The following is a 13,036-nucleotide window of genomic DNA, read 5'->3' as shown; positions in this document are numbered from 1 at the left end:
TAAATTAACAAGACAACAATTGGTGCACCTGCTTAGCTCGCTCGCCCCAGCTTTCTGAACGCACACTCATTCGTTGAAAAGAGGTTCTACGATGCTGCAATGCCGAAGGCGTATCTAAGCTGTCTTGCAGCGCTTGAACCATTTGAAACGGCTCTTCAACTTGCGTCACCATGCCTGCGTAAGGTTTAAGCGCAGGGAAAGGCGTGCTTACAATGGGGCGCCCCGCGGCCAAATACTCACGTAACTTAAGTGGGTCACAAGAAGCTATTTGCTTACAGCTTTTAAAAGGTAACCAAGATACCTGCCAATGCTGGACATAACGGGGTAGTTCACTATGGGCTACTGCCGGGTACACTTCTATATTGTCTACTTGTTTAAAAGCAGAAATATCAGTTTGCACTTGGCCAATAAATACAAAACGCCATTCGGGTAAAGCCTTAGCGACTTTAACGATTAAAGGGATATCTAACCAAGCTGCTATAGAGCCATAAAAACCAGCAACCGGACCGCCTTGTAAAATAGATGGCGCTGGGCTCGAAGGGCGAACAAACAAGTTATAGTCTACCCCGTGCGGTAAAATACGGGTTTTCAAAGCCAGATGTGGTTGCTTAGAGAACTTACGCAACAGCATATCGCTAGCCACCAGCACATGGTCAGCCTTTTCAACTAACTGCTTTTCACACTCAGTAACATGTTGGTGATCTACGCCAGCTAGTGCATTAAAATCATCGCCACAGTAATAAATAACCTGCCGCTCGTTTAGATGGCCCAACATATCTACTGCTGTTGGCAAGGCAATCCAAAGATCAGGGTTAGTTAACTTAAGGCGCTTAACTTGTTTATTTACCTGAGCTTTTAACAAGCAGCGGTTAAGCCAGCGAAAAAAACGACTGCGTGGTGCGGGCAAGGCTATTGGCGACAATACATGAATATTGGCCGGCTTTTTAGCTGATACTTTTTCTGCAGAGTCTTGAGCATTTGCGTTATCTTTGGTCGCACCAAACATCGACTTCATTTTTTCTAGTACTCTTTTAGCATCTCGCAGGCTCAAGCGTGGCCTACGTAAACCAATAGAATTAATCCAAAGAATACGGTGGTTTTTAGCCAGTTCGGTTATTACGTGCTGGCTGCTACTTGGGTGGCGTTGCCAATCTTCACCAAATACTATGAGATCGTGTTTCATATTATTTCTCCTCAATCGATTTAATGACTTTGGCGGGCACACCTGCGGCCAAAACACCAGCTGGTAAACTTTTCGTCACAATGCTACCTGCAGCAACCACTGTACCTTTACCAATAGTTACCCCAGCCATAACTGATACACCGGTAGCTAACCACACGTCGTCTTCAAGAATAACGTCGCCAACCTGCTCATCTAGCTCGGGCAAGCCAGCAGCTCGTTGCTCTGCGTTTAGAGGATGACCTGGGTAGCCAGCAATGAAACAGCGCCCAGCTAAACGTACGTTGTTTCCCAAGATAACTTGCTTGCCAACGGCAATGGTGGTTTGCCAGCCAACATCCACGTTATCGCCAATCTTTAATAACGCGGGCTCAGCACTGCTTCGTCCACTAAAGGTGGTCGCCCCAGAAACTCGGCAGCGATTGCCTAATTCAATATTTAGGCCTTCACTAATAAGTGGCATTCCACCATATAGATACAAGGCCTGAGAAGGGCCGCTGGTTTTACTTCTAAACAAAGGCGTCCACCACAATATGCGCAGCACGCTGCTCAAAGCATTAGATAAACTGGTATGAAGGCGGTAAAGCACCGAGAACAACAAAGGCACTTTAGGTAGCTGACATAACCTTAGCGCCTTCAAAAACCTAAATAGATTTTTTGCTACGGCAGAGTCACTGCTTTTTAGCCAATGCTTAGTATGATGAAAAAACATGCTGCTCATATAATTCCCCTATAACAGTAGATGTGTTGTCTTAAACTGTAGATAGCAGCATTTATGCCAATAAACTAAAACTAATTTATTCAATGACTTACAAAGAAAAACAAAGAGCGAGTTGCAGTTTGCAATTCGCTCTTTGGGGCTCAAGCATATGCCTTCTTAAAATGCATTTTGGGCTTTACCAATGGCATTGCCCATAGCAGCAACCAGCTTAAGCCAATGGCCGGTAATAGAGAGGTCCAGATAGAAGCCGCCATAAACGGAACGATTAAAAGCAAACCTAAAGGAGGGAGTAAAGCGCTGAGCAGCACAGCTACTTTATAAGGCAAGGCCTGTAAGCGTAAGCTCAGTGCGGTGAACAATATAAAGCGTAAAGCAAAAACACTGTTGGTAGCCACAATCAGCCCCCAAACACCCCACTTAGGGATAAGTAGGTAATACAAACCTATCGCCATCACCGCAGACAAAGCATTAATCCGCGGCAGCCAAACAGGGCTATTTGGTAGGTAGCAACCAATATCGGTTACTGCAGTGGCTAGTTTAAAGCCCAGCGCCAATAGCATTAAAGGCAACCATTCAATGCCACCTAAGTATTCTATTGGTAGCACCCACTTAAGCACTATGGGGGCAAATAACGCAGCAGACAAAATCAATAACATCACCGCGAGCAGCAAGCGCTGATGAATCACACTCACTTCATTTACGCCATTGCTTTGTTGTAACACCGTAAACCGGCGTGGTAACCACCAGCTTTCTAATACACCAAATGCCATGGCCGTGGCCTCTACCACTTTAATCATAATGGCGTACTGGGCTAACGTTTCTGCGCCTAACCACTCTGCTAGTAGCAGCCGATCTAAACCATGCATAATGAATAGCGCGAGCGAAGCGCCAATTAAGCAGCGTTGATAACTTAAGGTTAATTTGGCAAGAGCAAGATCTAACTTCAACTTCAGCTGTTTGCGGCAAAACCACAAACCAATACTTAAACCTAAAGCATTGGCACAAACGCTAGCAACAATCACCGCATCCATTCCCCAGCCTTGCTGCAAACCAAATAAAGTCATCACTACTTGGCAACTCGCTTGCGCCACAACTAAATAAAAATAACTGTCAGCGCGGCGCTCAATGCGCAGCCACATCATAATAGGCTGCAAAGAAATGGATAAAGCAATAACCGCAGAAACGCCAGCTAACTGAATAAGACTTAACTGAGAGAACACCTCTAGCGGTACTAGGGCTAGTGCTGATCCTGCCAATACGGCTAGCACCAGGCCGTAACTCAAACTTAATAAAACAGAAGACGAAATAAGGTTCGCTTTAGCTGCGACATCTTTACACTCTGGGTAAAAACGTGGCAAAGCACCTGCACTTATTTCTAACAACGAACACAGAGAAAAAATCACTACAAGACTTTCTAACACGCCGTATTCTTGCAAACTCAAATAGCGCGTGGTGACTGGCAGCATCATTAAGCCAATGCCTTTTTGCAGAATCATGAGTACGCCGTATATACCCATTTCCTGTAAGGACTGGCGAGCTTGCTTAAGTTTATTCCACAGCATAATTGGCTCTCCCCGCTCGAATGCGAATTAACCAAAGAGCCCACTCTCGGCTTTGCCATTTACTAAAACTGCTTACAAAATAATTATCTTGGGTTTGCGAGTCACTGTTGTTTAGCTGATATTTTTCGATGAGGTGCTGGGTAAAGCGCCAGTAACAGAGTAAATCGAACCAACTCACTTGGGTTCTTAACTGCAAATAAGCATGCCGACAAAGCATTTCCAAACACAGCGGCGCAGCTTTAGGCAACAACTTGCTTTGCTCCATGCGCTGCATAAAATCGCCAATAGATGACATACGTGCATACAAACGATGTTTATCAGCGCCAGCGCGTCGACAAATGCCCTGCGGATTATGCCGATAAAAGTAGTAAGCTTGCTCGATATGCACCACGGTATCTGCGAACAATTCGGCCATGTAAGAGAAAATTTCATCTTCAAATAACTCTCCTTGCGGAAATACTATTTGATGCTCAAAAATAAACTCTCGACGAAATAGCTTGTTACATACCGAAGTATTCTCGCTAATATTTTGATGGGCGTAGCATTCTACCCCGTGGGCAGAAAACTTACTAAAACCACAACTTACCCAATCCGCTTGCTGCCCACTGGCCTCATTAAACAAATGCTGATACATGTTTTCATCTACGTAATCATCACTGTCTAAAAACCCTAGATACTGGCCCTTAGCGTGGCTCATTCCAATGTTTCGTGCTTGTGCTAAACCTACATTTTTATCTAGCTTAACAATGCGAATTGCCAAATGGGATTGCTGAGCGAAACGCGTCGCTAGTTGATAAGCCTTATCCGGTGAAGCATCAATCACCACAATAACTTCCAGTGAACTTAGTTGCTGGTTTACTAAGCTAGTTAAACATTCCCATAAATATTGCTCGGTATTAAACACCGGAACCACCACCGACACACTGACCTGAGAAGCAAATACACTTTCCATTATTTAGCTCCTTCACTACTCAAACTCGGCGATAACAGTCCTGCAGAAAACTGTTGTTTGAACTGGCGCACCTTTACCCAATAACTCAGTAAAACAATTTGTGTTGCCGAGCCTCTAAATTTTAAGTAGCGGCTTACTTTGTAGTCTTGGGGAATAACTGCGCAGCGCTCAAGCAAACGGTACTTACCCACTAGATGGTCGATAAAACTAAAGAAGCCCAACAAATCAACAGCAGAAATATGATAATAAAGCGCGCTTAAAGCGTGATTAGCTAAACACTGCAGCAGCTCCGCCGCATGATCTTCAATAGCGCCCCGGCGCTCCATATCGGCTAAAAACCTTGCCAGCATCAACTGCTTATCATAGAGGTTGAATCGACCGTGGTTATCTCCACGGCACAGGCCTTCTGGACTCATTCGGTAGTTGTAAAGCACTTGATTAACCTCTGCTACATTCTCGGTAGCAAAGCGTGCGGTATACGCAAAAGGTTCATCTTCAAAAATCACATTGCTATAAAAATTAATTTGCTTGGAAAGCAGATAAACACGACGAAACAGCTTGTTAGTCACAAAGGTATCGTCGTAATACTCTTTGGTAGGAATGTTGTGGTATTCCACACTAGAGGCATGCGTTTCAAAAGAGCGCATTTGGCAACTCACCACATCGGCATTGGTTGTGAGCGCTTTGCAAAACATCAGTTCAAACATATTTGGCTCTGCATAATCATCGCTGTCTACAAAACCAATGTATTCACCCTGCGCCGATTGCATGGCAATGTTGCGAGCCATCGACACACCCACATTTTTTTCCAATACAATTTTGCGAAAGCGTTCTGGATATTGAATACAAAACTCACCAGCAATCACTGCGCAATTGTCTGGAGAGGCATCAATAACCACTATTACCTCAACATGTTCGAGCGTTTGCTTGGCCAGTGAGCTCAAACAACTTGCTAGGTACTGCTCAGATTTATAGACAGGAACAATAATAGATACGTTAAACATGACGATGCCCTCTTTTGCTATTCTTCGACCCGTTATTTCGAGTTCGAATTCAGGTCATAGCAACACTAGAGCAAAAGCTAGGCCATCCATTATTAGTTATTTAAATTCAACAAGATAAAAGCAGAAAAGCTGAAACAAGGAACGCTTGTTTAGCGGCTTTTGCATTCTGCAATGGGTTGGCGAAGTAGTTGAGCAATCGCCACTACTAAGGCAGTAAAAATATAGATAGGCCAAGTAAAGCCTTGAGTAAGGAAGGTGCCCGAAACAATGGTGCCTAACATACCCGCAAACACCCCTTCAGCGCAGGAGAACAAGCCAGCATGTTTACTCGAGGCATGTTGTGCAAGGGTCTTTAGATTTTGATGGGCGAGCCGACAAACTTTAAATAGCAGCACGCAAAATACAATAAACCCCACAAAGCCTGTTTCTGCCAGTACCCCAAACCAGGTGCTATGAACGGCATGATTCTTACCGTCCCAGTGCGATGAGAAGAAATAGTAGTTAGCGTAAAAGTTATCAATACCAACCCCGGTAATAGGGTTATATAAAGCCATTTTAAAGGCAGCTTGCCACGCATAAATTCGGCCCATCGAAGACTCATCAATTCCCGACTCGGCCGCCCCACCCGAGCTACGCTCCGACACCCCCGCCAGAATAAACAATATCGGTAATGCCAAGGCGCCGGCGCTAATTAGCAGCGCCTTATTTTCTACTCTTCGCCATGCTAGCACTGCACAAATGGTAGCAATGCCTAACAGTCCACCTCGGCTTTGAGTGGCCAAAATAGCCAAGATAATCGCTCCAGCACATACAATGGCCAGCAAGCGAGTAAACGAAAAACCCCGCTTTAAGCTAAAGGCCAATGCAAAGCCTAAGGGAAACTGCAAGGTTAAGGCGAGGTCGTTTGGGTCTCCTAATACCGACCCCATCGAGCGGCCAATGGTTACTCGGGTACCCTCTACCATCTCTATACCGGCGGCGGCATTTTGTAAGGCAACTGTCGCAATCATTAAGCCACAAACAAAAAAGGCAACGGCTGCTCTTTCAAAATCTTCGGGGCGACGCATTAACCAAGCAATCGCCACAGTCATTAATGCTATCTTGCTAAATACCCCATTAAAATATGCCATTGCTGTCGGTCTGCTACTGGCAAATATCACCCCCACTGCACACAAAGCTACAAACAACATTAAGCAGCTTAATTCTTTACTCCAGTAGATTTGCATTTTGCGAGAAATGAATAAATGCCAAGCCAAACAAGCTAAAGATGCAAGAGCCAATAATTGCGGAATGCGTAAAACATACAAGGCTGGAAAAGCTTCGTGTAAACGAAAAAACGAGAAACAAACAAAGCCAAGCACTACCCAGAAAGGTTGTTTCATCACCATTACAACAAGCAGAGGAAGAACTCCTAAGGCTATTGGAATCAAGGGATTAGATAGTTTTAACCAAATTAGAGCTACCGCCGCCACAACCAATAATGACCAAGCTAAAGGCTTAAGTCGCATTCCGCTATGGTCTTGATTTTTTAAGGCTGCTTTCATCTACATTACTCTCTGGCATTTAGCTTGCTTATGTAGCTGTATAAGCAAGCTGAATGCCAGCTACTATCCAGGAGATTGATATGCCTAACTTAGTGAATAGCCAACCCGTATGCAGTGTAGTGATCCCTACTTACAATTGTTTAAGCTACTTAAAACAAGCCTTAGCAAGCGTTGAACAACAAAACGTAGATAAGCTGGAAGTTATTGTAGTAGACGACAACTCTAGCGATGGCACCTGGCAATGGCTGCAAAACCAACAACAAAAAACACCGCATCTACGCAGTATTAAACTCAGCGGCAAAGGCCCAGCAGTGGCTCGCAATACCGCCATTCAACAAGCTAAAGCGCCACTTATTGCTTTTTTAGATGCCGATGACATTTGGTTGGCAGGCAAACTACAACGCCAAATCGAATTTCATCAAGCAAAGCCTGAGTTAAGCTTTAGTTTTACCGATTACCGTCATGTGGGAGAACATGGCGAAGACCGAGGCACATGCTTTGAGTTTTGGCCAAGCTACCTAGGCTTAAGCCAACAACAAAAGGGCTACCAACTTAAAGCCGATGCCGCAGCAAGTTTGTTTGCAGAAAACGTGGTTGGTACCTCTACAGTAATGGCATCACGCACAGCCTTACTAAAATGCTTCGCTTTTGATGAGCAACTGCCCTCGGCAGAAGATTGGGACTTGTGGCTAAAGTTGGCATTACTAGGCCCTGTTGGCATTAGCAACCATGTTGATTGTGAATACCTAATGCGCGATGGTTCTGAAAGCAGTAAAAGTCAGCTACGCATTAAAGCCATGCACATTATCTATCAGCGCTATGCGCAAGCAGTAAAACAGCAATCACCAAAAGCTTTAGCCCAAGCCAAAGCTCGCATCGCCACCGCAGAAGCGGAGCTATACAATGAACAAAGCCTGCGACTATCAGCAATATTCTCAAGAGTTCAGGCTCTTTACTATTCCCCAAATCGCCGACGCGTTATAGAAACCTTAGCGGACACCCGTAATTTGTTAATGCTGAGATAACCTAGGGTTTTATTGTTATTAAGGCATTTAAATTAAAAACAGTTTTAAAGCGTAAACCTTGCGGTTACGGCCAAAGCTTAGCTGTCTCTATTGCTTCTATCTTTACACCAAAACTAGAGATATTAGCTAAGGTAGCGTTATGGTGGGCTCGAATCTGAGCGCCACTTGCGTGCTCTTTATCATGAGTTGTGTGGGCATCAGAGACCAACACTACCGGATAACCCAAACCAGCCGCTCTGCGAACAGTGGTATCCACACAAAACTCAGAGGCATAGCCACACACAATTAGGCTATCAACGGCAAGCTCTATCAATAACTCTTCAAGGTTGGTATTTAGAAACGAATCGGGAGTGTTTTTACGAACAAAATGGTCACCCGTTTGAGTTACTAGGCTAGACTGCAATGCCCAGCCCTCGGTTCCATACTCAATGACAGAATTGGCATGTTCGTGCTGAATAAAGATTACCGGGACAGACTTTGCGCGCGCCAAACTGGTAACTTGATTGATGTTGTTAAGTACCACTTGAGACTCATATGGTTGAGGTTCTGGGTCGAATAAAACCGACTGAACATCAATAACCAATACTGCAGATTTCATTAATATCCTTAAATTACGCTAATACCGTTTTAGGGTAAGCTTCGCCGCGCGGCAAAACCCAAAACCTATTTATAAGCTCACCTTGCAGCCATGCTCTAACTCCATGTCATCAGGCACCTCGAACTTGCCTTCCATAAAGTCAAACATCATGTCGGTCACTTCAAAGGAATAAACTTTAGGGTCTTTTTCCATATTGCGTTTAGCGACTCGCTGCTTGCGTGTTTCCGACGTTGCTTCTATGTAGTGAACTTCAGCATTTATTTTCAAAGCCTTAGCATGATTTACAAAAATGTCTCGTAGCGCTTTGGTAGTAAAACCTAAATCGAGAACAACGTTTCCACCTAATGCTAAAATTTGCTCACTCACTTCCCATATTTGCTGGTAGCAACGCTCTACCCGCTCCATCATCCACGAGAAATCGAGTTCCACCATATCCTTAGCAAACAGCGTCTGCATCCAAGGATCTATCGAGAATTTAACTGCGCCAATATCTTCACAAATAGAAAGAGAATAGGTTGTCTTACCTGCCCCTGTTGCGCCGCAAACTATAATTAGCCTAGCCATTTTCAACATCCTTTTTATCTATTCTATGAGAGGAATATAAGATCAAATAGGCAAAATTTAAATTAGCTTGTTAAGTGCAAAACAGCTAATCAGCCAATTATTTATAGTTGCCAAAAACCGTGCTCAATTGAGCCAAGTATACAAATCGCAAAGCTCGTAAGCATTACACACAGATTCAACATCTAGAGTTACGACCTCAAGGTAATGTACTTTCATGCTTATCCCTTGTTATTGGTACATACTATCAGCTAAATACTGGCCTAAAGAAACTACGTTAAACACTTAAAACACATCGAGTATCTTCTGCAAACTTAAATGCTTCAATACACTCACGATCACCTAACGACTTATTACGGTACACCTCATAGTCCGCTAGACTTGGGAAAGTAAATAACGCTAGAGCTACGTTATTTGCTCCCTCAGAAGGTAGAAAATATCCGTTATGTTGCCCTCCTAGTCGGTTCACCAGCGGTATCCACATTTTTGCATACTCTTCAAACTCAGATAGTTTGAAAGGGTCGATAATATATCAAATGTAACATGTAACCATTGTGCTCAATTCCTTTAAAATGTTGAGAGCCTAAGACTTAGCTAATATGACCTTGCAAACTTAGCCTCTTTTATTAGCCAATCAGGTGATTAGATCTCTCACTTCTAGGCCAATAAAACTGGGTAACTTAATCGTGAAGCACTAAAACGCATAAAAGCGGCCCAGCTTAGCTAAAACCGCCTTTGTACGCTTATCTGTAAATTAACTCACCTTACAAGCGCACTACGGTATCGCAGCGCTTCTCTATCATATAGGGATCGTGGCTTACTAATAACAGCGCACAACTTTGTTGTTTCGCCAAATCCACTAGTAGGTCGGTAACCTCTTTTGCAATGATCGGGTCTAAGCGAGAGGTGGGTTCATCGGCAAACAAAAATACCGGATCCAGTAACAAAGCACGCAAAATTGCAAAGCGCTGCAATTCTCCCCCTGACACCTCGGTGCTTCTGCGCGCGAGAAGCTCTGGTGCCAAGTTGAGTTTGTTCATTAAATCCGGCACACGTTGGCGCTCTACCTTATGCAGCTTGAGCAAATCCTCCAACAATACTCCAAGTGAAACACTAGAGGTAATTGCCGCAGGAGGGTCTTGGTAAAGCTTCAACCATTGGTAAGGTTTAGCGTCGTTCTTTAACTTGTTTACCTGGCCATCAACCGGCTTAAGTAAACCCAGTAAAGTATCGCCTAAGGTGCTTTTACCACAGCCACTATCACCTACCACTCCCACCACTTCGCCAGTGTGAATAGTGAAATCGATGTTCTTCGACAGCGCTGTACCATTGCGACCTATCGCTAAACACTTAGTTTCGAGCACTGGGGTTTTAGCAATTTGGCTTTTCTCTCGCTGTTGCCAGTGGCGTGGATCCGCGGCAATCAGCAATTGGGTATAAGCGTGTTGAGGATTTTCCAATACTTGCTCAGCACTACCCCGTTCAACCACTTCCCCCTCTTTCATCACAATAATCTCACCGCCAATTTGGCGTGCAACTTCTATGTCATGAGTAATGGTTAGCAAACCACCACCCTTGGCACTGTTGATTAGTAGTTGAATGATGTCGTCTCTGCGGCTTACATCAAGCCCTTTGGTTGGCTCATCGGCTAGCACCAATTTTGCTCCACCAGCTGTTGCCGCAGATACCGCTAAACGCTGCGCCATGCCTCCGGATAATTGCCCAGGGCGTTTTAAGGCGCTACTTTTCAAGCCGACTCTGTCTAAGTCCTCTATCGCGCGATTGAATGCAGTTTCTTCGTCGAGATTGTGTAAACACTCATAAACTTCAGACACTTGCTGATAAGCGGGCATTAACGGGTCAAGCGCGCGCCAAGGCTCTTGAGGTAGCATTATTACCTGTTTGCCCCAAAGGCTGGTGAGTGACTTCCGCTCATGAACTTTACCAAATACTTCTACCTTACCTTGTTGCGATAATTCGCTAGGTAACAAACCCACAATGGCTTGAGCCAACAAGCTTTTACCCGAGCCAGTTTGGCCAAGAATAGTTAAAGGTTTGTCTTGGTATAACTGAAGCGATAAGGGTTGAAGCAACTCAAGCTCTTTGGCATTAATCGAAAGATCAGTCAGCTGAATTAAGAGATTCACGGCTCGCTCCTGCTAATAAATGAAAACCTAATACCAATAGAGCAACCACGAGTAAGGGTTGAGCGAGTACCCAGGGTGCTTCAATATAAAACGGAAATAGCTCTACACTCATTAAGCCCAATTCAGCCAATGGAGGTTGAATACCTACTGCTATAAAGCCCAGCGATGCCATCATTAAAATGGCATTCGCAGCGCCAAAGGCTGCCATGGTAAATACCGACGGAGCAACTGCTGGCCAAATGTGACGCTTAAACTGATACCATTTACCAAAGCCCATCATGGCGGAAACTTGCCGCTCGGGGCTATCGACAATGGTTCGCGTAATTGCGCGGGTTACGCGATAGTACTCGACCCACTGCACCAATGAGATAGCGAGGTACATCACTAAAAATGAACCCGGCGCCAGTGCAGAAAGTAATAACACCAACACCAAACCAGGTAGCGCGAGTAGTATATTCACCACCACATCTAGAGCTTGCTCAACTCGGCCTCCCGCCCAAGCAGAACAAACGCCAAGCGTTACACCTAATACAGATGCACTAACAACACAAAGCACGCCTAAGCTAAATGACAAGCCGATAGCACTGGCTAAACGGGTCATCATATCTCGACCAAAATGATCAGTACCCAGCCAATTGTTAGCACTTGGCAGTAATAAACGCTGTGCTAAGTTTTGCTCATCAATACTATGCGGAGACAAGCAAGCCACTAACAGCGAAAACGCCAGCAGCCCAAGCAGAATAATTAAGCCAAGCTTTTGATTAAAATTTAATTGCTTCATCATTTTTCTAGCTGACCTCTTGAATCAATCCAGTAACACAACACATCTATCAGGCTATTTAGCAATACAAACAATACCCCCATGGTAAGGGCACAGCCTTGAATAACCGGAATATCGCGGGCAAAAATAGCGTGGGCAAGCCCGTGGCCAACACCAGGCCAAGAGAAAAGAGACTCAATCATCACTATCCCCTCAATCACGCTCACCAGTTGAATACCAATAAAAGCAACAACGGGCACCGCCATATTTCTCACACCATGGCGAAAAAAGGTTTGATTCTCGGTTAAGCCTTTTACTCGGGAGAATAGATAAAAGGGTGAGCGAAGCACCCTGCCTACGCTATTGTGAACCACCCGATTGGATACCGCTGCTAAACTAATCGCTAAGGTTACACTTGGCAAAACAAGGTGTTGCCAAGTACCGTAACCTGCTACTGGGAACCATTGCCACTCAATGGCGAACAGCAAAATTAGTATCAAACCCAATACAATTACTGGCATTGCCCGGGTGAAGGTAGAAAACCACACCACCAGCGAATTAATCACGCCGCCTTTTTTCTTCAATACTTCTTTAGCCGTTAAGGTACCTAAAGGCAGCGCAATCAATATCGATAAGGCAATACCAACTCCTGCTAGCAGCAATGAATGGCCAAGTTGATGCAAAACCATTTCACTAACCGGTAATCCACTTACCAGTGAATTACCTAAGTTAAGCTGCAGTAGGTCTAACAACCAACTAACATAGCTACTCAACCAACCTTGGTCTAAGTTTAATTCTTGGCGAACAAGTTCTGCCGCTGCTGAATCAACGTTATCCTGCCCGTAGCGACTGGCCGCAATTCTATAAGCCATGTCTCCTGGTAGGCTACGCATCAATACAAAAGTCAGCGTACCCACTCCCCAAGCAACCAAAATAAGTTGGTATAAGCGCTTTTTAGCTAGATCCCACAACATCGTTTACG

General features: G+C 44.6%; 13 protein-coding genes. 1 reads left to right on the top strand and 12 read right to left on the bottom strand.

Annotated elements, in window-relative coordinates; all coding sequences use genetic code 11:
- Positions 1-4 precede the first annotated feature (4 nt).
- The 6 genes from LQZ07_RS11065 to LQZ07_RS11040 all read right to left on the bottom strand — a co-directional run bounded on the left by LQZ07_RS11065 (position 5) and on the right by LQZ07_RS11040 (position 6,963).
- Positions 5-1,183, bottom strand: a complete 1,179-nt coding sequence (locus LQZ07_RS11065) for a glycosyltransferase (protein WP_152782307.1) — start codon at positions 1,181-1,183, stop codon at positions 5-7.
- Position 1,184: 1 nt separating this feature from the next.
- Entirely contained in the window at positions 1,185-1,901 is a 717-nt protein-coding gene (locus LQZ07_RS11060) for an acyltransferase (protein WP_152782305.1), read from the bottom strand.
- A 140-nt stretch (positions 1,902-2,041) separates the two neighbouring features.
- A complete protein-coding gene (locus tag LQZ07_RS11055; RefSeq protein ID WP_152782303.1) occupies positions 2,042-3,463 on the bottom strand; it encodes a lipopolysaccharide biosynthesis protein in 1,422 nt (473 codons plus the stop codon).
- Entirely contained in the window at positions 3,450-4,415 is a 966-nt protein-coding gene (locus LQZ07_RS11050) for a glycosyltransferase family 2 protein (protein ID WP_152782301.1), read from the bottom strand. Before LQZ07_RS11050 ends, LQZ07_RS11055 begins: the two co-directional genes overlap by 14 nt.
- A complete protein-coding gene (locus LQZ07_RS11045) occupies positions 4,415-5,419 on the bottom strand; it encodes a glycosyltransferase family 2 protein (protein ID WP_152782299.1) in 1,005 nt (334 codons plus the stop codon). The genes LQZ07_RS11050 and LQZ07_RS11045 overlap by 1 nt, the downstream gene beginning before the upstream one ends.
- Before the next feature lie 149 nt (positions 5,420-5,568).
- Positions 5,569-6,963 (bottom strand): O-antigen ligase, encoded by a 1,395-nt coding sequence (locus tag LQZ07_RS11040; protein ID WP_152782297.1) that lies wholly within the window; start codon positions 6,961-6,963, stop codon positions 5,569-5,571.
- A gap of 53 nt (positions 6,964-7,016) precedes the next feature.
- On the opposite strand from LQZ07_RS11040, the gene LQZ07_RS11035 reads away from it, so the two are divergent.
- Entirely contained in the window at positions 7,017-7,988 is a 972-nt protein-coding gene (locus LQZ07_RS11035) for a glycosyltransferase family 2 protein (protein ID WP_152782295.1), read from the top strand.
- A gap of 64 nt (positions 7,989-8,052) precedes the next feature.
- Here LQZ07_RS11035 and LQZ07_RS11030 read toward each other — a convergent pair whose 3' ends face one another.
- The 6 genes from LQZ07_RS11030 to LQZ07_RS11005 all read right to left on the bottom strand — a co-directional run bounded on the left by LQZ07_RS11030 (position 8,053) and on the right by LQZ07_RS11005 (position 13,028).
- Complete coding sequence (locus LQZ07_RS11030) at positions 8,053-8,586, bottom strand: cysteine hydrolase family protein (RefSeq protein ID WP_152782293.1); 534 nt, start codon at positions 8,584-8,586, stop codon at positions 8,053-8,055.
- A 69-nt stretch (positions 8,587-8,655) separates the two neighbouring features.
- Complete coding sequence (locus tag LQZ07_RS11025; protein ID WP_152782291.1) at positions 8,656-9,150, bottom strand: ATP-binding protein; 495 nt, start codon at positions 9,148-9,150, stop codon at positions 8,656-8,658.
- A gap of 274 nt (positions 9,151-9,424) precedes the next feature.
- Positions 9,425-9,676 (bottom strand): NIPSNAP family protein, encoded by a 252-nt coding sequence (locus LQZ07_RS11020; protein ID WP_368666393.1) that lies wholly within the window; start codon positions 9,674-9,676, stop codon positions 9,425-9,427.
- Between the two features lie 235 nt (positions 9,677-9,911).
- Positions 9,912-11,294 carry an ABC transporter ATP-binding protein gene (locus tag LQZ07_RS11015; RefSeq protein WP_249483644.1) on the bottom strand — a complete coding sequence of 461 codons (1,383 nt, stop codon included), beginning with the start codon at positions 11,292-11,294 and terminating at the stop codon, positions 9,912-9,914.
- Positions 11,269-12,078: an ABC transporter permease gene (locus tag LQZ07_RS11010; RefSeq protein ID WP_152782290.1), complete on the bottom strand. Its 810-nt coding sequence runs from the start codon at positions 12,076-12,078 to the stop codon at positions 11,269-11,271. Before LQZ07_RS11010 ends, LQZ07_RS11015 begins: the two co-directional genes overlap by 26 nt.
- On the bottom strand, positions 12,075-13,028 hold the full coding sequence (locus LQZ07_RS11005) for an ABC transporter permease (protein ID WP_194164128.1): 954 nt from the start codon (positions 13,026-13,028) through the stop codon (positions 12,075-12,077). The genes LQZ07_RS11010 and LQZ07_RS11005 overlap by 4 nt, the downstream gene beginning before the upstream one ends.
- Positions 13,029-13,036: the final 8 nt, after the last annotated feature.

This window comes from Agarivorans sp. B2Z047, assembly GCF_023373605.1.
Classification (GTDB): Bacteria; Pseudomonadota; Gammaproteobacteria; order Enterobacterales; family Celerinatantimonadaceae; genus Agarivorans; species Agarivorans albus.
The sequence above is the reverse complement of the archived record's forward strand: the minus strand, read 5'-3'. Positions and strand labels throughout refer to the sequence as shown.